29 protein-coding genes and 1 pseudogene are annotated in these 25,656 nt (G+C 66.6%); 17 read left to right on the top strand and 13 right to left on the bottom strand.

From position 1 onward, the window contains the following. The first annotated feature begins 42 nt into the window (after positions 1-42). The gene (locus AC07NK_RS08400) at positions 43-756 is read left to right on the top strand and encodes an HAD-IA family hydrolase (RefSeq protein WP_495170125.1); all 714 of its coding nucleotides are present in this window, start codon (positions 43-45) and stop codon (positions 754-756) included. Here the strand turns inward: AC07NK_RS08400 and AC07NK_RS08395 are convergent. The 4 genes from AC07NK_RS08395 to AC07NK_RS08380 are packed head-to-tail and all read right to left on the bottom strand — an operon-like array spanning position 698 to position 3,250. Beyond that, on the bottom strand, positions 698-1,702 hold the full coding sequence (locus AC07NK_RS08395; RefSeq protein WP_495170124.1) for a nucleotidyltransferase domain-containing protein: 1,005 nt from the start codon (positions 1,700-1,702) through the stop codon (positions 698-700). The genes AC07NK_RS08400 and AC07NK_RS08395 overlap by 59 nt on opposite strands. Continuing rightward, positions 1,699-2,562 carry an HprK-related kinase A gene (locus tag AC07NK_RS08390; RefSeq protein WP_495170123.1) on the bottom strand — a complete coding sequence of 288 codons (864 nt, stop codon included), beginning with the start codon at positions 2,560-2,562 and terminating at the stop codon, positions 1,699-1,701. The genes AC07NK_RS08395 and AC07NK_RS08390 overlap by 4 nt, the downstream gene beginning before the upstream one ends. Beyond that, positions 2,562-2,831, bottom strand: coding sequence for an HPr-rel-A system PqqD family peptide chaperone (locus AC07NK_RS08385; RefSeq protein WP_495170122.1), 270 nt, complete (start codon positions 2,829-2,831; stop codon positions 2,562-2,564). The genes AC07NK_RS08390 and AC07NK_RS08385 overlap by 1 nt, the downstream gene beginning before the upstream one ends. Positions 2,832-2,836: 5 nt before the next feature. Then, positions 2,837-3,250, bottom strand: a complete 414-nt coding sequence (locus tag AC07NK_RS08380; RefSeq protein WP_495170121.1) for a hypothetical protein — start codon at positions 3,248-3,250, stop codon at positions 2,837-2,839. Positions 3,251-3,346: 96 nt separating this feature from the next. On the opposite strand from AC07NK_RS08380, the gene AC07NK_RS08375 reads away from it, so the two are divergent. From AC07NK_RS08375 to AC07NK_RS08340, 8 genes are all read left to right on the top strand, one after another. Next, positions 3,347-4,552, top strand: coding sequence for an ATP-binding protein (locus AC07NK_RS08375; protein ID WP_495170355.1), 1,206 nt, complete (start codon positions 3,347-3,349; stop codon positions 4,550-4,552). An 82-nt stretch (positions 4,553-4,634) separates the two neighbouring features. Then, positions 4,635-5,663 (top strand): substrate-binding domain-containing protein, encoded by a 1,029-nt coding sequence (locus tag AC07NK_RS08370; protein WP_495170120.1) that lies wholly within the window; start codon positions 4,635-4,637, stop codon positions 5,661-5,663. Between the two features lie 16 nt (positions 5,664-5,679). Next, on the top strand, positions 5,680-7,053 hold the full coding sequence (gene pstC, locus AC07NK_RS08365) for a phosphate ABC transporter permease subunit PstC (protein WP_495170119.1): 1,374 nt from the start codon (positions 5,680-5,682) through the stop codon (positions 7,051-7,053). Then, entirely contained in the window at positions 7,046-8,308 is a 1,263-nt protein-coding gene (gene pstA / locus AC07NK_RS08360; RefSeq protein WP_495170118.1) for a phosphate ABC transporter permease PstA, read from the top strand. Before pstC ends, pstA begins: the two co-directional genes overlap by 8 nt. Positions 8,309-8,319: 11 nt before the next feature. Next, the gene (gene pstB / locus AC07NK_RS08355; protein WP_495170354.1) at positions 8,320-9,126 is read left to right on the top strand and encodes a phosphate ABC transporter ATP-binding protein PstB; all 807 of its coding nucleotides are present in this window, start codon (positions 8,320-8,322) and stop codon (positions 9,124-9,126) included. Further along, entirely contained in the window at positions 9,126-9,827 is a 702-nt protein-coding gene (gene phoU / locus AC07NK_RS08350; RefSeq protein WP_495170117.1) for a phosphate signaling complex protein PhoU, read from the top strand. Before pstB ends, phoU begins: the two co-directional genes overlap by 1 nt. Before the next feature lies 1 nt (position 9,828). After that, positions 9,829-10,518 (top strand): phosphate regulon transcriptional regulator PhoB, encoded by a 690-nt coding sequence (phoB, locus tag AC07NK_RS08345; RefSeq protein WP_495170116.1) that lies wholly within the window; start codon positions 9,829-9,831, stop codon positions 10,516-10,518. Between the two features lie 69 nt (positions 10,519-10,587). Continuing rightward, positions 10,588-10,887: a hypothetical protein gene (locus tag AC07NK_RS08340; protein WP_495170115.1), complete on the top strand. Its 300-nt coding sequence runs from the start codon at positions 10,588-10,590 to the stop codon at positions 10,885-10,887. Positions 10,888-10,920: 33 nt separating this feature from the next. Here the strand turns inward: AC07NK_RS08340 and AC07NK_RS08335 are convergent, their stop codons facing one another. Continuing rightward, a complete protein-coding gene (locus AC07NK_RS08335; RefSeq protein WP_495170114.1) occupies positions 10,921-11,163 on the bottom strand; it encodes a hypothetical protein in 243 nt (80 codons plus the stop codon). A 74-nt stretch (positions 11,164-11,237) separates the two neighbouring features. Here AC07NK_RS08335 and AC07NK_RS08330 point away from each other — a divergent pair, with 74 nt between their 5' ends. The 6 genes from AC07NK_RS08330 to AC07NK_RS08305 all read left to right on the top strand — a co-directional run bounded on the left by AC07NK_RS08330 (position 11,238) and on the right by AC07NK_RS08305 (position 17,663). After that, positions 11,238-12,134, top strand: a complete 897-nt coding sequence (locus tag AC07NK_RS08330) for an SDR family NAD(P)-dependent oxidoreductase (protein WP_495170113.1) — start codon at positions 11,238-11,240, stop codon at positions 12,132-12,134. A 261-nt stretch (positions 12,135-12,395) separates the two neighbouring features. Continuing rightward, the gene (locus AC07NK_RS08325; RefSeq protein ID WP_495170112.1) at positions 12,396-13,283 is read left to right on the top strand and encodes a hypothetical protein; all 888 of its coding nucleotides are present in this window, start codon (positions 12,396-12,398) and stop codon (positions 13,281-13,283) included. Between the two features lie 78 nt (positions 13,284-13,361). Continuing rightward, complete coding sequence (locus tag AC07NK_RS08320) at positions 13,362-13,853, top strand: pyridoxamine 5'-phosphate oxidase family protein (protein ID WP_495170111.1); 492 nt, start codon at positions 13,362-13,364, stop codon at positions 13,851-13,853. A 119-nt stretch (positions 13,854-13,972) separates the two neighbouring features. Continuing rightward, entirely contained in the window at positions 13,973-15,298 is a 1,326-nt protein-coding gene (locus AC07NK_RS08315; protein WP_495170110.1) for an MFS transporter, read from the top strand. Then, positions 15,295-16,215, top strand: a complete 921-nt coding sequence (gene cysK, locus AC07NK_RS08310) for a cysteine synthase A (RefSeq protein WP_495170109.1) — start codon at positions 15,295-15,297, stop codon at positions 16,213-16,215. The genes AC07NK_RS08315 and cysK overlap by 4 nt, the downstream gene beginning before the upstream one ends. 116 nt (positions 16,216-16,331) lie before the next feature. Next, a complete protein-coding gene (locus AC07NK_RS08305) occupies positions 16,332-17,663 on the top strand; it encodes a cell wall hydrolase (RefSeq protein WP_495170108.1) in 1,332 nt (443 codons plus the stop codon). Here the strand turns inward: AC07NK_RS08305 and AC07NK_RS08300 are convergent. The 7 genes from AC07NK_RS08300 to AC07NK_RS08270 form a co-directional block, all read right to left on the bottom strand. Then, the gene (locus tag AC07NK_RS08300) at positions 17,660-19,159 is read right to left on the bottom strand and encodes a PH domain-containing protein (RefSeq protein ID WP_495170107.1); all 1,500 of its coding nucleotides are present in this window, start codon (positions 19,157-19,159) and stop codon (positions 17,660-17,662) included. The two genes, AC07NK_RS08305 and AC07NK_RS08300, sit on opposite strands and share 4 nt — an antisense overlap. Further along, complete coding sequence (locus tag AC07NK_RS08295; protein WP_495170106.1) at positions 19,156-19,638, bottom strand: PH domain-containing protein; 483 nt, start codon at positions 19,636-19,638, stop codon at positions 19,156-19,158. Before AC07NK_RS08295 ends, AC07NK_RS08300 begins: the two co-directional genes overlap by 4 nt. A gap of 43 nt (positions 19,639-19,681) precedes the next feature. Further along, complete coding sequence (locus tag AC07NK_RS08290; RefSeq protein ID WP_495170105.1) at positions 19,682-20,431, bottom strand: HvfC/BufC N-terminal domain-containing protein; 750 nt, start codon at positions 20,429-20,431, stop codon at positions 19,682-19,684. Beyond that, positions 20,428-21,261: an MNIO family bufferin maturase gene (gene bufB / locus AC07NK_RS08285; RefSeq protein WP_495170104.1), complete on the bottom strand. Its 834-nt coding sequence runs from the start codon at positions 21,259-21,261 to the stop codon at positions 20,428-20,430. Before bufB ends, AC07NK_RS08290 begins: the two co-directional genes overlap by 4 nt. Positions 21,262-21,310: 49 nt before the next feature. Continuing rightward, complete coding sequence (gene bufA2, locus AC07NK_RS08280) at positions 21,311-21,580, bottom strand: BufA2 family periplasmic bufferin-type metallophore (protein WP_495170103.1); 270 nt, start codon at positions 21,578-21,580, stop codon at positions 21,311-21,313. Between the two features lie 84 nt (positions 21,581-21,664). Continuing rightward, positions 21,665-22,306: a DUF1109 domain-containing protein gene (locus AC07NK_RS08275; protein ID WP_495170353.1), complete on the bottom strand. Its 642-nt coding sequence runs from the start codon at positions 22,304-22,306 to the stop codon at positions 21,665-21,667. After that, positions 22,306-22,842 (bottom strand): sigma-70 family RNA polymerase sigma factor, encoded by a 537-nt coding sequence (locus AC07NK_RS08270; RefSeq protein ID WP_495170102.1) that lies wholly within the window; start codon positions 22,840-22,842, stop codon positions 22,306-22,308. Before AC07NK_RS08270 ends, AC07NK_RS08275 begins: the two co-directional genes overlap by 1 nt. 209 nt (positions 22,843-23,051) lie before the next feature. Here AC07NK_RS08270 and AC07NK_RS08265 point away from each other — a divergent pair. Both AC07NK_RS08265 and AC07NK_RS08260 read left to right on the top strand, forming a co-directional pair. Beyond that, positions 23,052-23,332 (top strand): annotated as a pseudogene (locus tag AC07NK_RS08265) (BufA1 family periplasmic bufferin-type metallophore). Between the two features lie 49 nt (positions 23,333-23,381). After that, positions 23,382-23,834: a DoxX family protein gene (locus tag AC07NK_RS08260; RefSeq protein WP_495170101.1), complete on the top strand. Its 453-nt coding sequence runs from the start codon at positions 23,382-23,384 to the stop codon at positions 23,832-23,834. A 15-nt stretch (positions 23,835-23,849) separates the two neighbouring features. Here AC07NK_RS08260 and AC07NK_RS08255 read toward each other — a convergent pair whose 3' ends face one another. Continuing rightward, a complete protein-coding gene (locus AC07NK_RS08255) occupies positions 23,850-25,655 on the bottom strand; it encodes an acyl-CoA dehydrogenase C-terminal domain-containing protein (protein WP_495170100.1) in 1,806 nt (601 codons plus the stop codon). Position 25,656 lies beyond the last annotated feature (1 nt).

Raw genomic sequence — 25,656 nt, 5'->3', positions numbered from 1 at the left:
TCATCTTGCAATTTCCATAGTCGCGCGGGCATTTGCCGCGACATGACCAATTTCCCTTTCGATATTGTCGGCTTCGATCTCGACGGCACGCTGTTCGATACCAGCGCGGACCTTGCCGCCGCGACCAATTATGCGCTCGAACTGGCGGGCCGGCCGACACTCTCCCTCGATACCGTCAAGTCGATGCTCGGCCGGGGCGCGAAGCATATGCTCGAACAGGGACTCGAAGCCTCAGGCGGATTCGACGCGGATACGATGCAGCGTGTCTACCCCGCCCTGCTCGATTACTATGATGCCAATCTGACGCACGGCACCGTCGCATTCCCCGGATTGATGGCCGCGCTCGACGATCTCGACTCACGCGGGGTGAAGGTCGCGATCGTCACCAACAAGTTCGAACGCTTCGCGGTGAAGCTCATTGCCGAAGTCGGTCTCGATCATCGCTTCGCATGCGTGATCGGCGGCGACACGATGGGTAAGGGCAACGCCAAGCCCTCCGCCGCGCCGATCCGTGAGATGATCGCGCGCTGCGGCGGCGGGCGCGCGGCGTTCGTCGGCGATTCGATCTACGATATTCAGGCAGCCAAGAATGCCGGTATTCCGAACATCGCGGTCAGCTTCGGTTTTATGATGCAGCCGATCGAGGAACTGGGCGCCGATGCGGTGATCGACAGCTATGACGAGCTGATCCCGACGCTCATCCGGCTGGGCGATACCCTTTCCGCCACTTCGTCCACAGGTGTCGCACCAGCATAAGCGGCGGCATGCGCAGCCAGTGGCCGCGCAGGTAGAAGGCCAGCTCGGTCAGCTTGCGGGTCGGCCGGCCCCAGCCGTCACGTGCGAGCAGGCGACGGACATAGAAGCGATCGGCCAGCGTCAGGTCCGCGCCCTCACCGAACAGGTGGCTCGACAGGCGCAGCGCCCGCTCGACCTCATGCGTCAGCCCGTGGTGCGCGGCGCAGGCGGCCAGCTTCAGCTCGAACGCCTCATCCCCGAACTCATCGGTCAGGCAGCGGATATCCCACAGGTTGCGCAGGCCGCCCTGCAGGTCGCCGTCGGCGAAGAGATGCGCCGCTGCGTGGACCAGCATCCCCTCGGGCGGCAGCACCAACAGCCCGTTCTCCAGCGGCACCCCGCTCGCGATCAGCGCCGCCGCATCGGGCGTGATTCGCGCGGTGAGCGGGAGGATCGTATGGTGCACGTCGATCATCCGGTCGCGCTCGCGATGGATCAGCGGTGGCAGCTCGTGCATCCAGCGGCGGTAATAGGCGTCGTCATAGGGATCGGGCTTCACCCATTCCCACCCCGCCGCGATCAGCGCCGCCTCGGCCTCGTCGATCCGGTCGCGCGGCACGAGAATATCGAGATCGCCGATCTGCCGCCCCTGCCCCGCCGACAGCCCAGCGGCGACGAACGCCGTGCCCTTGAGGAGCACAACCGGCATGCTGGTCGGCGTGAGCGCGCGCCGCGCCATCTCGGCCTCCCACAGTGCGACCAGCCGCCCCTGCTCGACCGTGGCGCGGGCATCTTCCAGCACACGCCGCGCCGCGTCCGGCATCGCCAGTCCTTCGACCCGCCAGGCAAGGGTGCCGATCAATTGCTCTGCCCGCGCCGCCGCCAGCAATCCCGTCCAGCCGCTCGCGTCGAGTGCCTCGACCGATAGGGGGTCGCGCAACGCCCGCGCCAGCAGCGCGCCGCTCATGCGAGCTCGCTCCACAGCCGCTCAACCGTCGCGATTGCAGTCGCGGTATCGGGATAGTCGATCGCGCGCGCAGGCACGCCGCGGACAAGGCCCGTCAGCGCGTCGAACCCTGCCTCGCCGAGCGTGACATAGTTGGTCGACGCCTGAGTCAGCCGGACGAAGCACTCGCTCGGAAACACTTCGCGCTCTGCACTGTCGAAGCCGAAGGACGGGAACAACAGCAGCGCGGGCTTCGCGGGCTGCTCCATCGCCGCGATCGAGCGGGCATCGGGCACCAGATGCCGGATCGCGCCCTTGGGCGTCCCTTCCAACAGCGGCCCCCAGCGACCGCCCTTCATCTCGCTCGCCATCACGCCGATCGCTTCGTTCTTGAGGCTGATCAGCCGCGGAAAGCCGTGGATCATGCCGGTGGCGGGATCGAGCAGGGCGAACTCGTCGCCCATCAGCCGCCACCCGCGCGCCATCAGCAGCGCCGCCAGCGTGGACTTGCCCGCGCCCGACTCGCCGGTCATCAGCAGCGCCTTGCCGTCGCGCTCGACCGCGGAGGCGTGGAGCAGCAGATAGCGGCGCTGGCCGAGCGCCATCTGAAGATTCATCGCCATCTCGGCCGCGAGCAGCCCCTGCGCCAGCGGCAACGGCGCGGCGTCGGGAATGACGAAATCGCCGCCGATCTGCACCGACGGCCGGACCCAGCGCCGCCAGAAGCGCGCGGCGAACAGGCGGACGTTGAAGTCGGGGATGCCGTCCTGCGGCTGCGGGTAATCGTGGTAAAGGTCGTCCAGAAGCGCGACAGGCGCGCGCCAGTCGCTTCCGACTCGAAACCCGACCGGGCCGATCCGCAGCATCGTCGAATGGCGCATCAGATCGCCTCGACCAGACCCGCCGCGACCAGCTCGTCGAGCCGCGCGGCGAGGGCCGCACGGTCCGGGTCGATCAGGTCGTGCGCGGCCGCGAGCGCCGCCAGCGTCTCGTCAAGCGTAAGCGATTGATTATTAAGCGTTTCGAGAAGTTCCGGCACCGGCGAATCCACCACATGCGTGATCCCCGACGCGCGGTGATAGACCAACGTCAGCACATCGAGCGGGGCGATCCGGAGCGTCGCGGCGGGCGCGGCGCGGTAGCGGGTCACGGCACCTAGCCGCGCGGCATCTGGAGCGATGCGAAGCAGGTGAAGCCGCTCGTCCCGCGCTGCAGGCGGCGGATGTAATTGGTGTAGGCGCGGCTCTGGTCAGAGGTCGTGCCCGGCAGGTTCGCGCCGTTCATTGCCCGTTTGACGTCTTCGCCGCGGAAGGGGCGCACGGCAGGCGGAAACGCACCCTTGGTTCCCGGCGGCACGACCTTTCCATTGGCGTCGATATAGCTGCCCGCACGGCCCGGATCGGGCACCGGAATCTCGCACGTGAGCACCGATCCCGCGGTCTGCGCCAGCGCCGGCTTGATCGAGACGATCGCCGACGCGCTCGCCGCACCAAGCATCAGCGCGCGGCGGCTGGGGCGCACTGCCTTGCTCGCCTGCTGCCCGTCATCCTGGGAATTGTCGTCGCCCATATTCCACTCCTGCCACATCTGCCTTTCACAAAGGTGAATCGGGCGCAAGCACGCAAGCGGTGGCGCGTTGTCCCACATGTGGGCTAGATGCCCGATATGCCTGGGCTTTCCCGATCCCGCACGATCTTCGCGCTGACCGCCGTGCTCATCACCACGCTCGCCGTCTGGCTTGCCGGGGGGATCGAGGCCGGCGGGATCGCGCTGGTCGGCGCCGCGGTCGCCGCGCTGATCGCCGCCCCTCCCGCCGAGCACGCCACCTCGGACATGTTCCCGCCCGCCCCCGCGGCGGACAGCATCGCCGATGCGATCGAGGCGATTTTCGAGCCGGTGCTCCACGTCGCCGAGAACCGCGTGATCGCCGCCAACCGGGCCGCGCGGACCCTGCTGGGCGAGCATATTCTGGGCGAGGATGTGCGCGTGGCGATCCGCCACCCCGCCGCCGCCGAACGCCTGCTCAGCGCCGAGGAAACGTCGGCAGCCCCGATCCAGCTCGTCGGTCTCGGCGCGCGCGACCAGCATTGGGAAATGCGCGTGCGCAGCCTGCCCGGCGGACACCGCATCGTCCATCTGGGCGACCGCACCGGCAGCCACGCCGCCGACAGGATCCGCGTCGATTTCGTCGCCAATGCCAGCCACGAACTGCGCACCCCGCTCGCCTCGATCCTCGGCTTTATCGAGACGCTGGAGGACGCCGCCGACGATCCCGAGACTCGCACCCGTTTCCTGCGCGTGATGGACAACGAGGCGCGCCGCATGCAGCGGCTGATCGACGACCTCATGTCGCTGTCGCGAATCGAGGCGGAGAAATATCGCGCGCCCGACGATTCGGTCGATCTGCCCGAGCTGATCGACGAGGTGCAGGCCGAGCTGGCGGCGCTGTCGCCGACCCGCGCGGCGGATATCGTGATCGACGCCGATCCGGTCATCCCAATCCGCGGCGATCGCGTCCAGCTCTCGCAGCTGCTCCACAACATCGTCGGCAACGCGATGAAATATGGGCGCGCCGGGACTCCTGTCTCCGTCTCGCTCCGCGCCTCGGGCGAATCAATGGTGCGCCTGTCGGTCGCCGACGAAAGCGAAGGGATCGCCCCCGAGCATCTTCCGCGCCTTACCGAGCGCTTCTACCGCGTCGATTCGAGCCGCAGCCGCGCTGCGGGCGGCACCGGCCTTGGCCTCGCCATCGTCAAGCATATCGTCGAACGGCATCGCGGACGGCTGGATATCGCCAGCACCGTCGGCACGGGGACGACGGTGACGATTCTGCTCCCCACGGCCCCGCCTCCGGAAGCGCTGTCATCATAACGTAACGCAACTGCAACACAGGCCGCGACGGAACGGGACCGGCCGCCCTTCCAGCGAATCGCTTCGGCCGAGGGGATTACAGATGCGCAGCTTCACTCTGATCGCGCTCTCCGCGCTGGCGCTTGCCGGCTGCGACCGTCAGGCGACCCGGGACCAGATCAAGGTGGTCGGTTCCTCGACCGTCTATCCGTTCACCACCGCCGTCGCCGAAGCCTTCGTCAACAAGAGCACTCAGGCCAAGGCCCCGGTGATCGAGCAGGGCGGCACCGGCGCCGGCATGAAGCTGTTCTGCGGCGGCATCGGCGTCGCGCATCCCGACATCGTCAACGCATCGCGCCGGATCAAGAAGTCCGAGTTCGAGCTGTGCCAGAAGAACGGCGTCACCGAGATCATCGAAGTCCAGATCGGCAATGACGGCATCGCGCTCGCCGAATCGAACGCGGGCCCGAAGATGGCGCTGACCCGCAAGGACATCTACCTCGCGCTCGCCGCCAATCCGATGGGCAAGCCCAACACGGCCAAGACCTGGAAGGACGTCAACGCGTCGCTTCCGGCCATCCCGATCAAGGTGCTCGGCCCGCCTTCGACCAGCGGCACGCGCGACGCGTTCGCCGAACTGATCCTGGAAAAGGGCTGTGAAGAGGCCAATCCCGAAGCCAAGGCGCTCAAGGATTCGGACAAGCATAAGTTCGATAATCTTTGCCTGCTGATCCGCAGCGACGCCGCCTATGTCGACTCGGGTGAGAACGACAACCTCATCGTCAAGAAGCTGTCGACCGATCCCAACGCGCTCGGCATCTTCGGCTATTCCTATCTTGAGGAAAACGCCCAGCGCCTGCACGGCGTGCCGATCGACGGCGTGACCCCGACTTATGAGACGATCGCCGGCAACAGCTATCCCGGCGCCCGCGCGCTCTACATCTACGTCAAGAAGCAGCATCTGAAGGCGGTTCCGGGGCTCAAGGAGTTCCTGGCGCAATACGCCCAGATGTGGGCGCCGGACGGCCCGCTGGTGAAGCGCGGCCTGATCGCCAGCCCGCAGGCCGCACGCGACGCCGCGACCAAGGTGATCGACATGGAAACCACGCTCGACCCCGCGTCGCTGAAGTAAGGCCGGAACCAGCCCCGTGAACCCTTACGCACTTATCTTCCTCGTCGCGGGGCTGGGCGTCATCGCCTGGCTCACCGGCCGCGCGCGCGCCGCGCGGTTCGGTGCGGCCAGCAAGCACCGGCTCCACTCGCTTCCGGGCCAGCACGGCCTGTATGTCGCGATGTGGACGGTGATCCCAACGCTGGTCTTCGTGATCGCCTGGAACATCATCACGCCGAGCCTTGCCACCGACGCGGTGCTGCGCGCGCCCGAGGCGTTCCAGCTGCCTGCCTTCGGATATGAGCGCGACGCGATCCTCAACGAAGTGCGCGCGCGGGCCGCGGGCGGCAGTTACGGCTTCTACCCGCTCTCCGAACAGCTTGCCCCGGTCTATAGTCAGGCGAGCCGTTTCTATAGCTGGCTGGGAACGGGCATCGCGATCCTGCTCGCCTTTTCGACCGGAGCCTTCGCCTATACCCGCGTGAAGGCCGATTTCCGCGCCCGCACCCGGGTGGAGCGGACGGTGATGCTTGCGCTGCTGGTGGCGTCGCTGATCGCGATCCTCACCACGCTCGGCATCTTCCTGTCGCTTCTGTTCGAATCGCTGCGCTTCTTCTCAATGGTGCCGATCACCGATTTCCTGTTCGGAACGCTGTGGAGCCCGCAGGTCATCGACCCGGCCGATCCGGGCGCGACGCTGGGTGCAGTGCCTTTGTTCTGGGGCACCTTCTTCATCGGCGCAGTGATCGCGATGCTCGTTGCGATCCCGTTCGGGCTGATGAGTGCGATTTACCTGACGCAATATGCCCGCCCCGCGGTGCGCCAGTGGATGAAGCCACTGCTCGAGATCCTCGCGGGCGTGCCGACCGTGGTCTATGGCTATTTCGCCGCGCTCACCGTCGGCCCGGCGATCCGCGACCTCGCGGTCTCGATGGGCTTCACTTACGCCAGCTCCGAAAGCGCGCTGTCGGCGGGCCTCGTCATGGGCGTGATGATCATCCCCTTCGTCTCTTCGATGGCAGACGATTCGATCGCCGCCGTCCCCCGCGCAATGCGCGACGGCAGCCTGGCGATGGGCGCGACCACCAGCGAGACGATCCGCAAGGTGCTGCTCCCCGCCGCGCTCCCGGGCGTGGTCGCGGGCGTGCTACTCGCGGTCAGCCGCGCGATCGGCGAGACCATGATCGTGGTGATGGCCGCTTCGGGAGCCGCCAACATCACGCTCAACCCGATGGAAAGCGCGACCACCGTCACCAAGCAGATCGTCGATCTGCTGACCGGCGAGGCCGAGTTCGACAGCCCCAAGACCCTGGCCGCGTTCGCGCTGGGCCTGACGCTGTTCATGATCACCTTCCTCCTCAACATCGTCGCCCTGCGCGTCGTGAAGAAGTATCGCGAAGCATATGAGTGAGCTGAGCCACCGCGCACCCACCGACTGGAAGACGGATGCGATGCAGAAGCGCATCCGCAAGCGCTACCGCGCCGAACGCCGGTTCCGGCTGATCGGCATGGGCGCGGTCGTCATCTCGGCGTCGTTCCTGTTCTTCCTGCTCGCGACGATGATCGGCAACGGCGCCGCCGGGTTCATGCGGACCGAGGTCTCGCTGCCGATCGACTTCAAGTCGGCGCCGCTCGCGGTCGATCGTGCCCAGCTTGCGACGCGCGGCGCCGATCTGGCGCTGGCCGGCGCCGGTCTGGAGGATCGCGTGAAAACCGCGGCGACCGCCGCGTTCGGCGCGAAGGGCGAGGAACTGATCGCCGGGAACGCGTGGACGGCCGTGCGCGACGCGATCAAGGAAGATCCCAATCTGCTGAGCCAGAGCGCGCATATCTGGGTGCCTGCCTCAGCCGGGCTCGACACCGCGGCCGATGGCGGCGGCGAGCCGGAATTCCGCGCGCTGGTCCAGCAACTGCGTGACCGCGGCGCGCTGCAGAGCGGCTTCAATGCCGGCTTTCTCAGCCGTGCGGACTCGACCGACCCGACTTCGGTGGGCATCTGGGGGGCACTCAAGGGCTCGATCCTGACGATGCTGGTGACCTTGCTGATCGCCTTCCCGATCGGCGTGCTCTCAGCCGTGTATCTTGAGGAATATGCCCCCAAGAACCGCTGGACCGACCTGATCGAAGTGTCGATCAACAACCTCGCGGCGGTTCCGTCGATCATCTTTGGCCTGCTTGGCCTTGCAGTGTTCCTCGGCACGCTCGGGCTGCCGCGATCGGCGCCTTTGGTCGGTGGCCTGACGCTCGCGCTGATGATCATGCCCGTGATCGTCATCGCCGGGCGCAACGCGATCAAGGCGGTGCCGCCGTCGATCCGCGACGCCGCGCTCGGCATCGGCGCCAGCCGCATCCAGGTCGTGTTCCACCACGTCATCCCGCTCGCGCTGCCGGGTATCCTCACCGGGACGATCATCGGCATGGCGCGCGCGCTGGGCGAGACCGCGCCGCTGCTGCTGATCGGGATGCGCGCCTTCATCGTCACGCCGCCCGGCGGCGTGTTCGACCCCGCCACCGTGCTGCCCGTCCAGATCTTTCTGTGGTCGGACGAGGTCAGCCGCGGCTTCATCGAGAAGACGAGCGCCGCGATCATCGTGCTGCTCGCATTCCTCCTCGCGATGAACGCCCTCGCCATCTATCTTCGCAACAAATTCGAGACCCGCTGGTGATGACCGCAGTGATGACCCAATCCGATATCGCAGAAGCCGCCGACACCGTCGCGGCGCAGCCAGCCACCAAGATGTCGGCGCGCGGCGTCAACGTCTTCTACGGCGAGAAACAGGCGATCCGCGACGTGTCGATCGACGTCGACATGGATCACGTCACCGCCTTTATCGGCCCGTCGGGCTGCGGCAAGTCGACCTTCCTGCGCACGCTCAACCGCATGAACGACACCGTCGCCAGCGCGCGGGTCGAGGGTGAGATCACGCTGGACGGCGAGAATATCTACGACAAGTCGATGGACGTGGTTCAGCTGCGCGCGCGCGTCGGCATGGTGTTCCAGAAGCCGAACCCGTTCCCCAAGTCGATCTACGAGAATGTCGCTTACGGCCCGCGCATCCATGGCCTTGCGCGCGCCAAGGGCGACATGGACCAGATCGTCGAGCGTTCGCTCAAGCGCGCGGGCCTGTGGGACGAAGTCAAGGACCGGCTGCAGGACAGCGGTACCGCGCTGTCGGGCGGTCAGCAGCAGCGTCTGTGCATCGCCCGCGCGATCGCGGTCGATCCCGAGGTGATCCTGATGGACGAGCCCTGCTCGGCGCTCGACCCGATCGCGACGGCGAAGATCGAGGAGCTGATCCACGAGCTGCGCGGCCGCTATGCGATCGTGATCGTCACGCACAACATGCAGCAGGCCGCGCGCGTTTCGCAGCGCACCGCCTTTTTCCACCTCGGCACGCTTGTCGAATATGGTGAGACGGACCAGATTTTCACCGCCCCGCGTCAGGAGCGGACCAAGGACTATATCACCGGAAGGTACGGGTAATGGCGACGACCGGGCACGAACATACCGTCAAGGCGTTCGATCAGGACATCAAGCATCTCCGCGCGCTGATCTCGCAGATGGGCGGGCTGGCCGAGGAAGCGATTCGCGATGCGATGATCGCGCTCCAGCGCGGCGATACGAAGCTCGCCAAGGAGGTCCGCGCCAAGGACAAGGCGATCGACGCGATCGAAGCGGAGGTCGAGAAGCTCGCCGTGCGCGTCATCGCGCTGCGCGCGCCGATGGCCGACGATCTGCGTGAGGTCGTTGCTGCGCTCAAGATCGCCGCGGTGATCGAGCGGATCGGCGACTATGCCAAGAACATCGCCAAGCGCACGCCGCTGATCCATGCAACCGACGGCGATCGGATCGAGGCGATCTCGCTGTTGCCGGCAATGGCGCAGATGGCAGGCGAGATGGTCCATGACGTGCTCGACGCCTTCTCGGCGCGCGATGCCGAAGCGGCGATCCGCGTATCCGAGCGCGACGCGCGTCTGGACGATTTCTACGACAGCATCTTCCGCACGCTGGTGACCTATATGGTCGAGAATCCGCGGACGATCAGCGAGGTCGCGCACCTGCTGTTCGTCGCCAAGAATATCGAGCGGATCGGCGATCACGCCACCAACGTCGCCGAGATGGTGTATTTTGCCGCGACCGGGCAGTATCTGGCCGATCGCGATACCGACACCGCGGAGAACTGACATGAGTCGCGCCCGGATGCTGCTGGTCGAGGACGACGCCGCGCTCGCCGAGCTCCTCACCTATCACTTCAAGCGTGAGGACTTCGACGTCCGCCACACCCCCGATGGCGAGGAGGCACTGCTGCTCGCCAAGGAGTGTGCGCCCGATATCGTCCTGCTCGACTGGATGGTCGAGAGCCTGTCGGGGATCGAGGTCTGCCGCCGCCTGCGCCGGATGAGCGAGACGGCCAACGTCCCGATCATCATGCTGACCGCGCGTGGCGAAGAGGAGGACCGCGTCCGCGGGCTCGAGACCGGCGCCGACGATTATGTCACCAAGCCGTTCAGTCCGCGCGAGCTGGTCGCGCGCGTCGGCGCGGTGCTGCGCCGCGTGCGTCCGGCGCTCGCGGGCGAGGCGCTGCTCTATTCGGACATCGAGATGGACACGGTCGGCCATAAGGTGCGCCGCGGCGGCGATGTCGTACCGCTCGGCCCCACCGAATTCCGCCTGCTCAAGCATTTCCTCGAGCATCCTGGCTGGGTCTTCTCACGCGAGCGGCTGCTCGACGCGGTGTGGGGGCATGACAGCGACATCGAGAGCCGCACCGTCGATGTGCACATCCGCCGGCTGCGCAAGGCGATCAACACCGGCGACCGTCCCGACATCATCCGGACCGTCCGTTCGGCCGGTTATGCGCTCGACGCGGGATAGAATCACTTCCTGATGCGTTGGCGGGCCGAGCAAATATGCTCCGACCCGACCAACGTCAGGAGAAATCCCATGAAGCTGCTCGCTCTTGCCGCGGCTGCGTTCGCGATGTCCGGTACCGCCGCGCTTGCGCAGGATACGCAAGCCAACCCGGCGCCCACGGCCCCGGCCGCCCCCTCACCCGAAGATCCCGTCGGCGGCTATCAGCCTTCGACCCCCGCCATCCAGGGCGATACCAGCAGCGGCCAGAAGCCGATCTTCCAGGCTAATCCGATGACGCCCACTCAGGCGTTCCCGCCCCCGCCGCCGCTCGACAAATATCCGCTGTGCAAAAAGGGGCAGACCGACAATTGCCGCCAGCGCGGCGGTTGAAGTGAAAGGCGGGGCTGGCGCCGCGCTCTGCCCTCAACGGGGCTTCACGACCCAGTTCCGCTTGGCGAGCCGCAGCATCGGCACGCCGCAATAGGCGCATTTGCTTTCATAGGTGTCGCCCACCGGACGAACCGCGGACTCGGAGCGCATATGCCGCGCCCGCAGGCAATTGAGCCGGCCCGTCAGCCACTTGATCATCAGATCCCCCACCAGTTGGCGGAAGGGGCATGGCCGGGACTCGCTGTCCCCGTCGAGTGCCATTTGGTACTGGCGCACGCTTGCCCCCTTTGTGTCTCTTGCGAAAATTGCGCGCCCGCGGCACTAGCCGCAGGAAGATTCGAGGAGGCGGTATGGCGATCAGGTTCGACGGGCGTGTTGCCATTGTGACGGGAGCCGGCGGCGGTCTCGGCCGCGCCTATGCGCTCGAACTCGCCCGGCGCGGCGCGAAGGTGGTGGTCAACGATCTGGGCGGCAGCCGCGACGGCACCGGTCATTCCGATGCCGCCGGCAAGGTAGTCGAGGAGATCGAAGCGCTTGGCGGTGAGGCGATGACCAATGGCGGCAGCGTCACCGACTATGCCCAGATGGAGGCAATGGTCGCTGCGGCGAAGGAGAAGTGGGGCGGCGTCCACATCCTCATCAACAATGCCGGCGTCCTGCGCGACAAGAGCTTTTCGAACATGGAGCCGGAGGATTTCCGCTTCGTCGTCGACGTCCATCTCAACGGATCGGCCAACGTCACCAAGGCGGTGTGGGCGACGATGCGCGAGCAGAATTACGGCCGCATCCTGATGACCGCATCCTCGACCGGCCTTTACGGCAATTTCGGTCAGGCCAATTACGGCGCAGCCAAGCTCGGCCTCGCGGGCCTCACCAAGACGCTCTACCTTGAGGGTGCGAAATACAACATCCGCGTCAATACCCTCGCGCCCACCGCGGGCACGCGGATGACCGAGGACATCTTCCCCGAAGCCGCCTTCCAGTCCTTCACGCCCGAAAGCGTCGCGCCCGCTGCGCTGTTCCTCGTCAGCGAGGATGCGCCGACCAACATGATCGTCGGCGCCGGTGCGGGCGTGTTCCAGGCAGCCTATATCACGCTGACTCCGGGCGTCCGGCTTCAGGGCGACGAACTGACGCCTGAGGGTATCGCCGCAAACTGGAGCGCGATCACCGATCGGATGGGCGAGATTGTTCCCAAGTCAGGCGGGGAACAGGCGATGACGATCATGGCGAAGCTACAGCGCTGAATCTGCCGGGAATCGGCACAGAATCGGCCTTCATTCGCTGCCGGAACGATATAACGAAGCAACCCGAACCGCCGGATTCCGGGGGTTTCGGGGCTTTATTCCGCTCAAAACTACTCAAAATGATGCGACTTCCTGCCCAATCGCGCAAAATGAGTAGCTGATCCGTTGCGCATATCCTGAATTCCGCCTTCACTTCATTTGAATTGGGGGAATTCAAGGCGTTGGTGCGTTGTGAAGTCATTGCTGGAGGGGCGCCAAGTGATGGCGTTTGAACCAGCCCAACAGCATCAGGCTGCGGCGCCCTTGCAAGGGCCGTTGTTCGAGGGATTGCTGGCCGAGTTCGCGGCATCCGCCATGTCCGCCGGCATCAACGCGTTTGGCGCGCCCAATCGAGCCCTGATCTTTGCTGCAGCGGCGCGGGCGTGCGGACCGTTCGATTCCGGACCGGGCCGCTCGCATCCGGTGAGCGTCAACGCCCTCGCTGCCTCGCTCACCCGCCCGTTCGAGACGATCCGGCGTCAGGCCAATATGCTGATCGAGGCAGGTCTGCTGGTCCGCAGCGACACCGGCCTGTCGGTCCCGCTCCAGGTGATCTGCGACCCGCGCGTCGCGCTGATGGCCGACGGGTGCCACGACCTGCTCGTCCGGTTGGTTGAGGACGTGCGCGCCGCAAACCTGCTGCTTCCCGAACCGCGCGCAGGCGCACCCTATGACCCGCGCGCGGGCATCGGGATTGCGTTCGACCTGCTGCTTGCCACGATCGAGTGCCATCATCAGCGCGGCGAGAACTGGACCCGTCTCTCGCTGATCTTCGCGATCGAATGGGCCAACCGCCGCTTCGCACACGCCGCCGGACCCTATCTGGCGCCGGTCAAGCCGAGCACCGTGGCCCGGATCCTCGGTCTTCCCTACGCCACGGTCTCGCGCAACCTTGAGGGACTGGTCGCATCGGGCAAGTTGCGCCGGGTGCCCGAAGGACTGGTAATCGCGCCCGATCTGGTCGCCGCACCCGTCGCAATCGATGCGCGGCTGGCACTCACCAACCGCGCGCGCCAGTTGCTCGGCCGGCTGGGTCAGGTCGGCTTCCCGCTCGACCAGCCGGCGCGGGCCTATATCGGCACACGACCGCCACTCCCCGCACTCGGCTGAAACCGCTTCCCGGCGGACTGAGGAACCCTGGCCGCTTCCCGGCCGTTGCCCCTGCATCCCTTTTTCCGGAGATGCAGCATGTCCAACCCACAGGAACTTCAGAAGAAATTCTGGAAGGCGATCGACAGCGACCGCACCCTCTTTCTCGGACTGGACGGGGTCGATGATGGCCATGCCCAGCCGATGACGGCGTTGCGCGATGACGAGCAGCAGGGCGGCCCGATCTGGTTCTTCACGACCCGCGACAACGGTCTTGTTCAGGCGATGCGCGAAGGGCACCGCGCGATGGCCCATTTCGCATCCAAAGGGCACGAGCTCTGGGCGACGATCCACGGCAACCTTGTCCTCGACAATGATCGCACAATGATCGACCGGCTTTGGAATCCCTTCGTCGCGGCGTGGTTCGAGGGCGGCAAGGACGATCCCAACCTCCAGCTTATCCGGCTCGATACCGAGCGCGCGCAGATCTGGCTGAATGAGAACAGCCTGTTCGCCGGCGTGAAGATGCTGCTCGGTGCCGATCCCAAGCAGGACTATCGCGACAAGGTCGCTGAAGTCTCGCTGACCTGATCACCGATACGATGCCGGCGCTGCGATTCCATCGTTGCGCCGGCGCGCGTCCGCGGCCTACAGGCACCTGACGCCGCCCAACCCGGTTCGCGGCCAGACAGGATCGCCCGACGCTCTCCATGGCCGCCCATCCCTTCGCTATCCACAATTACCGTGTGTACTGGATCGCCCGGCTCGCTTCGACGCTGGCGGGCCTGTCGATGGTGGTGGTGATCGGCTGGCAGGTTTACGATCTTGCCCGCGAGACGATGGGGATCAAGCAGGCGGCGCTTCAGCTCGGACTGGTCGGCCTTGCCCAGTTTCTGCCGCTACTGGTGTTGACGCTGTTCACCGGATGGGTCGCCGACCGGCTCGACCGGCGCTGGATCATCCGCGCCGCGATCGGGCTTGAAGTCTTCTGCGCGCTCAGCCTTGCCTGGCTGACGTGGTCCAACACCGTTACCCTCCCCGCGCTGTTCGGGGTTGCAGCCCTGCTCGGCGTCGCGCGCGCCTTCCTCGCCCCTGCGCAACAGGCGCTCGCGCCGAACCTAGTACCCGCGGCCTCGCTTCCCACCGCGATCGCGCTCAGCGCACTCGCCTGGCAGGCAGGGTCGATCGTCGGGCCGGCGATGGGCGGCTATCTCTACGCTGCCTCCCCCGCCCTGCCCTATGCCGTCTCGGGCGGGCTATTCGTTATCTCGCTGCTGATGATGTTCCTTGTGACGCCGGTGCCACGCAGCCAGATCGCGCGCACCGGCAGCCCGCTGCGCCAGATGATGGACGGCCTCCATTATGTCCGCCAGAACCGCCTCGTTCTCGGCGCGATCTCGCTCGACATGTTCGCGGTGCTGCTCGGCGGCGCGACCGCGATGCTCCCCATTTATGCCCGCGATATCCTGATGACCGGCGCCGACGGCCTCGGCCACCTCCGCGCCGCGCCCGCGGTCGGCGCGGTTGCTGTCGGTCTGGTCCTGTCGTGGCGTCCGCTCAAGACCAATGTCGGCGTGAAAATGCTGTGGTCGGTCGTCGGCTTCGGCGTGGCGACCGTGGTGTTCGGCTGGGCCGGGCCGCTGATGAGCAGCTGGTGGGGTCCATCGATGATCGGGAGCGATTTCGCCCCGGCGGTGCTGGTCTCGCTCGTTGCGCTGGCGCTGCTTGGAGCGTTCGACATGATCTCGGTCTATGTCCGCTCGTCGCTGATCCAGCTTTACACCCCCGACGCGATGCGCGGTCGGGTCGGGTCGGTCTCGACGCTGTTCATTTCCAGCTCGAACGAACTGGGCGAGGCGCGCTCGGGGTTTCTTGCCGCAGCGATCGGCCCGGTGGTCGCGACTGTGGGCGGCGGCTTTCTGGCCATCTTGGTAACTGCGTATTGGGCGCGTATCTTTCCCGAGTTGCGGCGGGCGCGAACCTTCGACCCGCCGGTACATCTTGCGGAGCCTATTCCTGAGGAGACGAAGACGTGAAGGCCAACACCATCCTCGAGACGATCGGCAACACGCCGCACATCCGCATCCAGCGCCTGTTCCCCGGCGCCGAAGTGTGGGTGAAGTCCGAACGCTCCAACCCCGGCGGATCGATCAAGGACCGCATCGCGCTGTCGATGGTCGAAGCGGCAGAAGCTGACGGCAGCCTGCAACCCGGCGGGACGATCGTCGAGCCGACCAGCGGCAACACCGGCGTCGGCCTGGCAATGGTCGCCGCGGTCAAGGGCTACAAACTCGTACTGGTAATGCCCGAGAGCATGAGCATCGAGCGCCGCCGCCTGATGCTGGCCTATGGCGCGACCTTCGACCTGACCCCGCGTGAGAAGGGGATGAAGGGCGCGATCGAACGCGCGGTCGAGATCGTCGAATCGACTCCCGGTGCATGGATGCCGCAGCAGTTCGAGAACCCGGCCAATATCGACGTGCATGTGAAGACTACGGCGCAGGAGATCCTCAGGGACTTCGCTGACAGCCCGATCGACGTGATCGTCACCGGCGTCGGCACCGGCGGGCATATCACAGGCGTTGCCGAGACGCTCAAGAAGAGCTGGCCGAACCTCAAAGTCTATGCGGTCGAGCCCGAGCTTTCGCCGGTCATCTCGGGCGGCCAGCCCGGCCCACACCCGATTCAGGGCATCGGCGCTGGCTTCGTACCGCGCAACCTACACACCGATTCGATCGACGGGGCGATCCAGGTCGATGCCGGCGACGCCAAGAGCTACGCTCGCCGCGCCGCGAGCGAGGAAGGCCTGCTGGTCGGGATCAGTTCGGGCGCAACCCTGGCGGCCATCGCCAAGAAGCTGCCCGACCTGCCCGCAGGATCGCGCGTGCTGGGCTTCAACTACGACACGGGCGAGCGTTACCTGAGCGTTCCCGACTTCCTGCCCGAGAGCTGATCAGAGCGCCGGAGCGGTGGCACGCGCCGCCGCTCCGGTCGTCTCCGATGGTTCCAACTTCGTCACGCGTGCGTTATGGGCGGCGGCCTTTCGCCGTCCGAGGACAAACCACGCCTGTGACCGACCCTGCCACCGAACCGACGCGCATCGCGCCTGGCCTGTGGGTCGCGCTCGCGCTGATCGCGCTGCTGGCGGTCCTCGCCCCGCTGCTGGTCGTGCTCAACGCGCCGCCGGCCCGCCCGGGCGACGCCGCGACGCTCGCCGAAATCCGCAAGCCCAAGCGCGTGGTCCCGCAGGCCGAGCTTCCGCAGGTCGAGCCGGTGCGCCTCGCCGAACTGCCAATGGACGAAGCACGGCGCTTCAACGCAACCATCCCCTTCGTCACCGGCCCCAACCCTGCCGCGCGTCCTTTCTTTGTCACCGGCGCCGTTGACGATCAGGCGCGCGCGGTCGACTGCCTTGCCGCGGCAACCTGGTATGAGGCTGGCGACGATCCGGTCGGCCAGCGCGCGGTGGCGCAGGTAATCCTCAACCGGATGCGCCACCCGGCCTTTCCCAAGAGCGTGTGCGGCGTCGTGTTCCAGGGGCAGGAGCGGCGCACCGGCTGCCAGTTCACCTTCACTTGCGACGGCGCGATGACGCGAACCCCTTCAGCCGCGGCATGGGATCGCGCACGCGCCCTGTCGCGGCAGGCGCTGGCCGGATATGTCTATACAAAAGTAGGGAACTCGACCCATTACCATACCGATTGGGTGGTGCCGTACTGGAGTTCGAGCCTCGACAAGGTGGCCGAGGTCAACACGCACCTTTTCTTCCGCTGGACCGGCTGGTGGGGCACCCCATCGGCCTTCCGCCGCGCCTATGCCGGTGCCGAGCCGGTGATCGCCAAGATGGCGCGCCTCTCCCCCTTCCATGCCGTGGGCGGTGATCCGGCAGCACTCGCGGCGGAGGGCGTCGCGATCGCCCCCGCCGCGATCCCGGACTCAGCGATCCCGCAGCCGGTGACGGGCAGCGACAGCAACGTGTTCCACGTTGCGCTCGATCGCAGCATGGGGGCCGATGCGTTCGCCGCGCTCGCGATCCGGACATGCGCGGAGCGGCCCTTCTGCAAGTTCCTCGGCTGGACCGATCGCAGCAAGGTTCCGCCGGCAGGCGGCACGCCCAGTGCCGGGCAGATCGAGGCGATGTCGTTCAGCTATCTGCGCGATCAGGCACAGGGCTTTGGCAAAGCGCTGTGGAATTGCGGCGAGTTCAGGCGGCCGAGCCCGGTGCAGTGCATGCGCCGCATGCCCACGCTGCCTGCCGCCGTCCCGTCTGCCGCGCCTGTCGAGGCGGAGGCGGCCAAGCGCGCCGCGGTGCCCGATGGCCTCACCGGGGTTCGCCGCAAGGGAGATGTTACGCCGCCGATCGTGACCGTCCCCGTGCCCCAGCCGACACCAGCGCGCTAGCCGATCCGCGCCACCAGACCAGACGCCAGCGCACGCGCGTCCTCGGCTGCCAGATCCACTACGTCGGGCGCGCCGCCACCGCCCGCGCCCGCGGTATCGACGAGCACGCTCGCCAGTCCCAGTCGCCGCTGGAACCAGCCTGCACGCAGCGTCACTACCTGCACATTCTGGTAGGGCACGATCCAGTCGCGCTGGGCGATCACGCCGCGCATCACCTGAAGGCTGGTGTCACGCAACGCATAGCGATGGTACCGGCGCTGCAGCAGGGCAATTCCCACGATCGGGAGCAATGCCAGCATCGCGATCCACGCAAGCGGAGACACGACCAGCGCCGCCACGATGACGACCACCGGCACCGGAGCCGCCCGCACCAGGCTGCGCAGCACATGCCCCGCCGCAACCGGACGGAGCGGTAGCCGTTCAAATGGGGGCAGGCCCGAGGTCTCGACGATCGCGGCGACTTCATGGTCGCGCGCGAGCGGCGCCATCGCCTGCCGGCCACTGGGGTCGTTGCTGCCACCAAGCGTCTGGAAACTGAGCGCGTGCCAGCCGAACGCGCCGCGCAACGGACCGCGCTGGACCATCGCGAGCTGGATGCGGCGCATCGCCACCACCACCTCGCTGCGGGTCAGCAGACCACGGGTGCGGCGAAACCGTCCGCCGCCCGCGCGCAGGGTGAAGCCATAGTCGCGCAGGGTAGTACGGATCACCCCGCTAACCACGCCCAGCACCAGCGCGACCCCGGCGACGGCAAGCGCCGCGGCGATGCTGAAGCGGGTCTGCACCTGGTCTTTCGCAACCTCCGCCCAGTTGTCCGGCTCACCGAGGCCAAGGTCGAAGATCTGGTCGAAAAACTGGAGGACGCCGAACAGCGCGGCGATCCAGACCAGCGAGAAGCTGAACATCCCGAGCAGGACGACCCGGACGAGAGGCATCTGGAAAATAACGGGAAGCGCAGAGGCCTCCGAAGACTTCGCATTTCCTTCGGCAGACGAGACAATCGTGGAGGACGGTATCTGGCCGCGCAATGCGGCGCGCAGCCGTTCTGCCTCCGCGACGGAGACGCTGTCGAGCACCGCCTCGTCCTTCTCGCCGCCGCCGGTTTCTACCTTCACCTCGGCAAGCCCGAACAGGCGCGCGAGGGGTTTGCGCTCGATCGACACGTCCTGAATTCGCGTCAGCGGGATCGAGCGGCGGCTGCGGTTGAGCAGACCGCGCTCGATCACCAGCTCATGCTCGGTAATCGTATAGGTGAAGCGCCGCCAGCCGATCCAGGTGAAGACCAGCATCCCGACACCAAGCAGCGTCGCGGCGAGCAGGATCCAGCCGATGCTGCGACCCGAGGTCCAGCCTGCGATCGCAGGAAGGCCGATCACCGTCTGCGGGGCGCGGCGCAGGAAATCGATCGCAATTGTGCCCGGATGGACGCGCTTCGGTCCGTGATCCTCGACGTCGCTCGTCTGCTCGCTCACGTCGTCGTTCAGGCTACCGCTCACCAGGGATCGCTCGACAGATGCGCGCGGATCGCGTCGCGGATCTCCTCGGCGGTCTCGCGAGAGATGCCGGGCAGATTGACCTCGCTGTTCGCAGTGCCGGCGGTGTGCAGGATAAGCGTCGACACGCCGAAGATCCGCTCGATCGGCCCCTGCGTCACATCGATATGCTGGACCCGCGCGGCAGGGACGATGGTGTGGCTCCGGATCAGCCAGCCCGAAGCGACGTGGAGCTCCCGGCCCGTCCACGCCCAGCCCCAGCGCGCCCAGCGCCGCCGGGTGAACGCCAGCGACCAGGCGCCGATCAGCGCCACCGCGAGCGACGCGGCCCAGACGGGCAGCCATTCCCAGCTGTGCGACAACGCCCAGCTGGGGATCGCGGCGACGATCGTCGCGCCGCCGAAGCCGATCGCGCCCGTCAGGCGCATCACATTGAGCTGACCGCGTTCGAGCGGCTGGAGCGAAATTTCAGGAATAAGCATCGCCGCCGGTTATGCCTGAGGCGCGATCAGGCTCAAGAGGCGATCAGCGGGTTTCGATTCCGGCGATCAACCCGTCGCCGAGCCACTGGCCCAACATCTGTCCTGCCTGGACGATTCCGTCGTCATCGCCATAAGTATCGACCATCGCCGTGCACAGCGCCGCGAAGGGAAGCCCCTGACGCGCGGAGAGCAATGCCTGCCGTTCCACCTGCCCGATCGCGCGGAAGCGAGACAGACCGGCATGGCGCCAGACGATCATCGCGCCGGTTTCGGGGAGCATCTCGATACCCGGCGGGACGACGCCATCGGCGAGAGCGGACCAGATCGCGGTGGCGTTGGTGGTCAGCGCGGCGAGATCGAGCGTCGGGGTGAAACGCAGCACCGCGCGGTCCCAGTCGATCCGGGTGAGATCGTCGTCCAGCGCGGGACTGTCGGGTCCGACAAAGGCCTCCCCCAGCGCCATGTCGAGCCAGGCGAGTTCGGCGACCTCGGGATCAACGGGATAAAGGATCGCGAGCGTCGCGGGGAAATCGCGGGGATAGGCGTCGAGCGTCCAGCTGCTCGGCGGGACGCGGGCGATATGGGCGATCACCGCCTGTTCGAACCCCTCCCCGCCGATCCAGTTGCGGGTGCGGGCGAAGCTTTCCCCAAGGCAGGCGACAAGCTGGGCGCGGTAGTTGTTCAAATAGGCGCGCAGCCCCGGCCCGGCATCGGCACCGAGATGAGCGGTAATGGCTTCATCCTCGCGTGTCAGCCAGCCGCGCATATCGCGCTGAAGATCGAGCAGGGTCATGCCGCCACCCGTGCCCCATCCGCCGCGATCCGGCGGGCAACAGCCAGCTCAGCAAGCAGTTCGTGCAGCGGCGGGATCGCATCGTCGCGTTCGATCATGGTCGCGACCGGACCGAGGCGCGGCAGAACATGGGCGTAGAGGTCCCAGACCGAGGCGGGCACCGGCTGGTCGTGCGTGTCGATCAGCAATTCGCTGCCCTGACTATGCCCAGCCAAGTGAATTTGGCGGACCCGATCATGGGGTACCCCATCGAGATAGGCGAAGGGATCGAAGCCGTGGTTGGTGGCGCTGACGAAGACATTGTTGACGTCGAGCAGCAAGTCGCAGCCGGTGCGCGCGCACATCTCCGCCAGAAATTCCCATTCGGTCATCTCCGCAGGCGCGATGTCGAGATAGGATGAGGGATTCTCGATCAGCATCGTGCGGCCCAGCGCGTCCTGTGCGCGGCCGATATTGGCGCAGACCAGATCGAGCGCCTCATGCGTATAGGGCAGCGGGAGCAGGTCGTGCGAATTGAATCCCTCGATCCGCGACCAGCTCAGATGATCGGACACGAACAGCGGATCGATCTCGTCCACCAGCGCGCGCAGCCGGGCAAGATAGGCAGGATCGAGCCCGTCGGCCGAGCCGATCGACATCGACACGCCGTGCAAAGCGACGGGGTAGCGCGCGCGAACGTCGCGCAGGATTTCGCGCGGCCGGCCGCCATCGACCATGAAATTCTCAGAGATCACCTCGACGAAATCCACCGCGACGCGATAATCGAGGAATTCGGCATAATGCGGCTTGCGCAGTCCGAGGCCGAAGGCGTGGTGAGAATGCGGCATCATCGTCCTTTCGGAACCGCCGGCCCGGCACACGCACCGGGCCGGCGCGCCATCATTTGGCCTCGGTCAGGCTGCCGCCCGCGGCCTTACACGCCTTGACCGTCAGCGACTTGAAGCCATGGCCTTTGCAGGTGTTCTGGCCGCGGCATTCGTTGGCTGCGGTCTTGCAGTCCGACGTGCCCTTGCAGGTGTTGATGCCGTAGCAATGGACGGATTTGGCGGCGCCCGCCTTCTCCTTTGCCACCGCAACCGAAGGCATGGCAGCGAGCGCGACGACGGCGGCGGATGCGGCGATGCTGGCGCCGGTACGAACGGTAATCATCGGAAAGTCTCCAGTCTTGGATACAGCCGGATTGGCTTTCCGAGTTCGCCGCTGGCGCCGCGGCGGTTACAGCCGGGGTGGAATTTACCAGCGCAACAGGCGCGGCCCGACCAGCGCGCCCAGCGCCGACGCAAGGACGATGCCGAGCGAATACCAGGTGAGCACGAACACTGCCGACACTTCGGGGCAATGGAGGCAATAGATCGTCGCCGCAAACGCACCCGCTGCCAGCCCCGCCGCCGCCCCGGCGGCACGGAGCCGGGTGGGCGCGAGCCGGCGGAACGACCAGAGCAGGCCGCCAAAGATCGGGATGGCGAGCAGCAGCACATGCCAGGGACAGCTTGCCCAGCTATGCCCAAGCAGCATGTGGAGCCAATGGCTCGTCGGGACCCGGCTCAGCTCGATCGCGCCCATCACGGCGAGCGGCACCACCGGGACCAGCAGCAGCCAGCGCCAGCGCAGCATATTGCTGTCCGGGCGGGCCAGCTGGACGGTCAGGACCAGCGCGACCAAAGTCAGCGAAATGGTGTAGCCCCATTTCATCCAGAAGCTGACGCCGCGCATCGCCAGCATCAGATCGGGGCGGACCCCGAGCCACAGCAGCGCCCAGACCGCCGACACCAAAGCGCCGAGCAGCAGGCCGATCGCCAGCCGCCGCCCGACCGCGTTGCGGCGGACCGGCGGCACATCGTCCGACAGGCGGCGGATGAGATCGCCGGTATCCATCATGCCCTCCCCTGTATCCGCGCGGCGAGCGCCTTCAACCCGCGATGCACCGAGACCTTGACGTCGGATTCGCCGAACCCGCCCACCATTGCCGCCTCGGCGACGCTAAGCCCGTCGATCCGGGTCGCGCGGATCAGCCCCGCCTGTTTAGCAGGCAGGGTTCCGAGCAGCTCGTCGATATCGATCCGGGCAGCGGCAACGCTCTCGAAATCCTCAGCGACCAGAATTTCCTCAAGCCCCTCGATCGGGCGGAGGCGACAGCCGCGGCGAAACTGATCGATCATCTTGTAGCGCGCGATCGCGAACAGCCATGCGGTGAAGGCGCGGCCGGGGTCATAGGTTGCGCGGCGCACATGCACCGCAATCAGCGTTTCCTGCACCAGATCCTCGATATCGTCATCCGAGCCGCTGGCGCGGCGCCGGTAGAAGCCGCGCAGCAACGGAACGAGCACGCCGAGCAACGCCGCGTGCGCCGCGGCGTCGCCGTCCAGTCCCGCGACCATCAGCTCGCGCAACGCGTCTTCATTCGCCCGCATGCATGCTCCTCGACCGGAGTTCGGCGTAGCCGGGGGAAAGGTTACACCGGATTGCGACGAAATCTTTCAGCGCATCTGTAACCGCGATCGGCGGACACGCGAACTGGATCCTGTGACCCCGGCATCCCGCCTCCTTCCGGGGCACCGCGCGGCCCGGTCTTCCCCTGCACCGGGCCGCGCACCCGAGGCCCCGATCGAAAGGACAGATTATGCGTTCCACTCATGCCACGCTGGCCGCCAGCCTTGCCCTTGCCACGCTTGGCGGCGCGGCGCTCACCGGAACCGCTTCGGCCCAGACCAAGCCCAAGATGGAGAAATGCTATGGCGTTTCGCTAGCGGGCAAGAATGACTGCGCGGCGGGCGCCGGCACCAGCTGTGCCGGCACGTCGAAGGCCGATTACCAGGGCAATGCCTGGAAACTGGTCAAGGCCGGCACCTGCACCACGATCCAGACCCCAAGGGCAAGGGTTCGCTGACCCCCAAAGCCTGACCCGCGCGCTGGCCGGGGCCTCCTGCCCCGGCCGCGCCAGCCGGAGACGATGATGATTTCGCTCTATCGCCGCTTCGCGCGGATCGCATCGGCGCTGTTGCCCGAGGCCCTGTTGCTGCTGGTCGCGCGGCTGGGCATTGCCGCGATCTTCTTCCTGTCGGGCCGGACCAAGGTGGAGGGGCTGCTGCACATTACCGACAGCACCTATTTCCTGTTCGAGAACGAATATGCATTGCCGCTGATCCCGCCGCATATCGCCGCAACGGCCGCGACCGGGGCCGAGCATCTCTTCCCGGTGCTGCTGGTGCTGGGGCTGGGCACGCGCGTGTCGGCACTCGCCTTGCTGGCGATGACGGCGACCATCCAGATCTTCGTCTATCCCGACGCCTGGCCGACGCATCTGAGCTGGGCGGCGATCCTGTTGCCGCTGATCGCACGCGGTGGCGGGGCGATCAGTATTGATGCGCTGCTTGCTCGCCGTCAGCCCGTTCTGGCGGGCTGACGGCGGGGCAGAGGTTCACGCCGCGCGGAACATCTCGGGCGGGAGTGCCATGATGGTTTCCGAGCCGCCCTCGATTTTCCGCCGCAGCGCACCGGCGTCGGGCATGATGCGTTCGGCATAGAAGCGCGCCGTCACCAGCTTCGCTTCGAGGAACGCCTTGTCCTCCGCTTCGCCCGAGGCGAGCGCTGTGACCGCGGCGTCAGCCATGCGCAGCCACATCAGGCCGATCGCGACGATGCCGGTGAGCTGCATATAGCTGTAGGCGCCGGCGCCGACCTGATTGGGGTTCTGCATCCCGTTGGCCATGAACCACATGGTCGCGGCCTGAAGCTGGCCATTGGCCTTTTCCAGCGCCTCGGCGAAGCTCGCCAGTTCGGGCTTGGACTTGGCGGCGGCGACTTCCTCGCCAACCACCTTGAAGAAGGTCTGGACCGCGCGGCCGCCATTCTGGGCGAGCTTGCGGCCGACCAGGTCCATCGCCTGAACACCGTTGGTGCCTTCATAGATCATCGCGATGCGGGCATCGCGGACATACTGCTCCATGCCCCATTCGGCGATGTAGCCATGGCCGCCATAGACCTGCTGCGCGTCGGTCGCGATCTTGTAGCCGGCATCGGTGCCGACGCCCTTGATCACCGGGGTGAGCAGACCGACGAGATCGTCGGCGAGCTGGCGCTCCTCCTCAGTCGCGGCGAGATGGGCGAGATCGACCTGAAGGCCGCCCCACAGGCACAGCGCGCGCAGGCCCTCGGTCATCGCCTTGGCTTCCATCAGCATCCGGCGGACATCGGGGTGGACGAACAGCGTGTCGGCCTTCTCCTCCGGGTCCTGCGCACCGGTGAGCGCGCGGCCCTGACGGCGGTCTTCGGCGTACTGGACGGCGTTCTGGTAAGCGACCTCACCGATGCCGAGGCCCTGAAGCCCGACGCCGAGGCGCGCGGCGTTCATCATGATGAACATCGCGGCGAGGCCCTTCATCTCCTCGCCGACCAGCCAGCCGGTGGCACCGTCATAGTTCATGACGCAGGTCGAATTGGCGTGGATGCCCATCTTGTGCTCGATCGAGCCGCACGACACCGCGTTGCGATCGCCCAACGAGCCGTCGTCGTTGACGATGAACTTGGGCACCACGAACAGCGAGATGCCCTTGCTGCTCTCCGGCGCGCCAGGCGTCTTGGCGAGGACGAGGTGGATGATGTTGCTGGTAAGGTCATGCTCGCCGGCCGAGATGAAGATCTTGGTCCCGGTGATCGACCAGCTGCCGTCCGCGGCCGGTTCGGCGCGGGTCTTGATGAGGCCGAGATCGGTGCCGCACTGCGGCTCGGTCAGGTTCATCGTGCCGCCCCATTCGCCCGAGATCATCTTCGGGACGTATTTGGCCTGCTGTTCGGGGCTGCCCTTGACCAGCAGCGACGCGATCGCGCCATGGGTGAGGCCGGGGTACATGGCGAAGGCCATGTTCGACGAGATCATGAACTCCTGAAACGCGGTCGAGACGACGTGCGGCATGCCCTGCCCGCCGAATTCCTCCGGCGCGGACAGCGTGCCCCAGCCGCTCTCAACGAACTGGTTGTACGCTTCCTTGAAGCCGTCCGGGGTGGTGACGCTGCCGTCGGGGTTGCGCTTGCACCCCTGCTGGTCGCCCGAAAGATTGATCGGGAACAGGACTTCCGCGACGAATTTGCCGCCCTCTTCCAATACCGCATTGACCACATCGGGGGTCGCGGCGGCGAAGCCGGGAAGGTTGGTGTAGCGATCAATCTTCAGGACGTGATCGAGCACGAAGCGGGTATCGCGCACGGGCGGCGTATATTTCGGCATC

The sequence above is a fragment of the Sphingomonas sp. GW821-FHT09B04 genome (genome assembly GCF_059418285.1).
The sequence above is the reverse complement of the archived record's forward strand: the minus strand, read 5'-3'. Positions and strand labels throughout refer to the sequence as shown.

Excerpts from the sequence above, each read along its gene's own strand:
- AC07NK_RS08400 (WP_495170125.1), top strand. The coding sequence starts at position 43 with ATGACCAATTTCCCTTTCGATATTGTCGGCTTCGATCTCGACGGCACG.
- AC07NK_RS08395 (WP_495170124.1), bottom strand. The coding sequence starts at position 1,702 with ATGAGCGGCGCGCTGCTGGCGCGGGCGTTGCGCGACCCCCTATCGGTC.
- AC07NK_RS08390 (WP_495170123.1), bottom strand. The coding sequence starts at position 2,562 with ATGCGCCATTCGACGATGCTGCGGATCGGCCCGGTCGGGTTTCGAGTC.
- AC07NK_RS08380 (WP_495170121.1), bottom strand. The coding sequence starts at position 3,250 with ATGGGCGACGACAATTCCCAGGATGACGGGCAGCAGGCGAGCAAGGCA.
- AC07NK_RS08375 (WP_495170355.1), top strand. The coding sequence starts at position 3,347 with ATGCCTGGGCTTTCCCGATCCCGCACGATCTTCGCGCTGACCGCCGTG.
- AC07NK_RS08370 (WP_495170120.1), top strand. The coding sequence starts at position 4,635 with ATGCGCAGCTTCACTCTGATCGCGCTCTCCGCGCTGGCGCTTGCCGGC.
- pstA (WP_495170118.1), top strand. The coding sequence starts at position 7,046 with ATGAGTGAGCTGAGCCACCGCGCACCCACCGACTGGAAGACGGATGCG.
- pstB (WP_495170354.1), top strand. The coding sequence starts at position 8,320 with ATGACCCAATCCGATATCGCAGAAGCCGCCGACACCGTCGCGGCGCAG.
- phoU (WP_495170117.1), top strand. The coding sequence starts at position 9,126 with ATGGCGACGACCGGGCACGAACATACCGTCAAGGCGTTCGATCAGGAC.
- phoB (WP_495170116.1), top strand. The coding sequence starts at position 9,829 with ATGAGTCGCGCCCGGATGCTGCTGGTCGAGGACGACGCCGCGCTCGCC.
- AC07NK_RS08340 (WP_495170115.1), top strand. The coding sequence starts at position 10,588 with ATGAAGCTGCTCGCTCTTGCCGCGGCTGCGTTCGCGATGTCCGGTACC.
- AC07NK_RS08330 (WP_495170113.1), top strand. The coding sequence starts at position 11,238 with ATGGCGATCAGGTTCGACGGGCGTGTTGCCATTGTGACGGGAGCCGGC.
- AC07NK_RS08325 (WP_495170112.1), top strand. The coding sequence starts at position 12,396 with ATGGCGTTTGAACCAGCCCAACAGCATCAGGCTGCGGCGCCCTTGCAA.
- AC07NK_RS08320 (WP_495170111.1), top strand. The coding sequence starts at position 13,362 with ATGTCCAACCCACAGGAACTTCAGAAGAAATTCTGGAAGGCGATCGAC.
- AC07NK_RS08315 (WP_495170110.1), top strand. The coding sequence starts at position 13,973 with ATGGCCGCCCATCCCTTCGCTATCCACAATTACCGTGTGTACTGGATC.
- AC07NK_RS08295 (WP_495170106.1), bottom strand. The coding sequence starts at position 19,638 with ATGCTTATTCCTGAAATTTCGCTCCAGCCGCTCGAACGCGGTCAGCTC.
- AC07NK_RS08290 (WP_495170105.1), bottom strand. The coding sequence starts at position 20,431 with ATGACCCTGCTCGATCTTCAGCGCGATATGCGCGGCTGGCTGACACGC.
- bufB (WP_495170104.1), bottom strand. The coding sequence starts at position 21,261 with ATGATGCCGCATTCTCACCACGCCTTCGGCCTCGGACTGCGCAAGCCG.
- bufA2 (WP_495170103.1), bottom strand. The coding sequence starts at position 21,580 with ATGATTACCGTTCGTACCGGCGCCAGCATCGCCGCATCCGCCGCCGTC.
- AC07NK_RS08275 (WP_495170353.1), bottom strand. The coding sequence starts at position 22,306 with ATGGATACCGGCGATCTCATCCGCCGCCTGTCGGACGATGTGCCGCCG.
- AC07NK_RS08270 (WP_495170102.1), bottom strand. The coding sequence starts at position 22,842 with ATGCGGGCGAATGAAGACGCGTTGCGCGAGCTGATGGTCGCGGGACTG.
- AC07NK_RS08260 (WP_495170101.1), top strand. The coding sequence starts at position 23,382 with ATGATGATTTCGCTCTATCGCCGCTTCGCGCGGATCGCATCGGCGCTG.
- AC07NK_RS08255 (WP_495170100.1), bottom strand. The coding sequence starts at position 25,655 with ATGCCGAAATATACGCCGCCCGTGCGCGATACCCGCTTCGTGCTCGAT.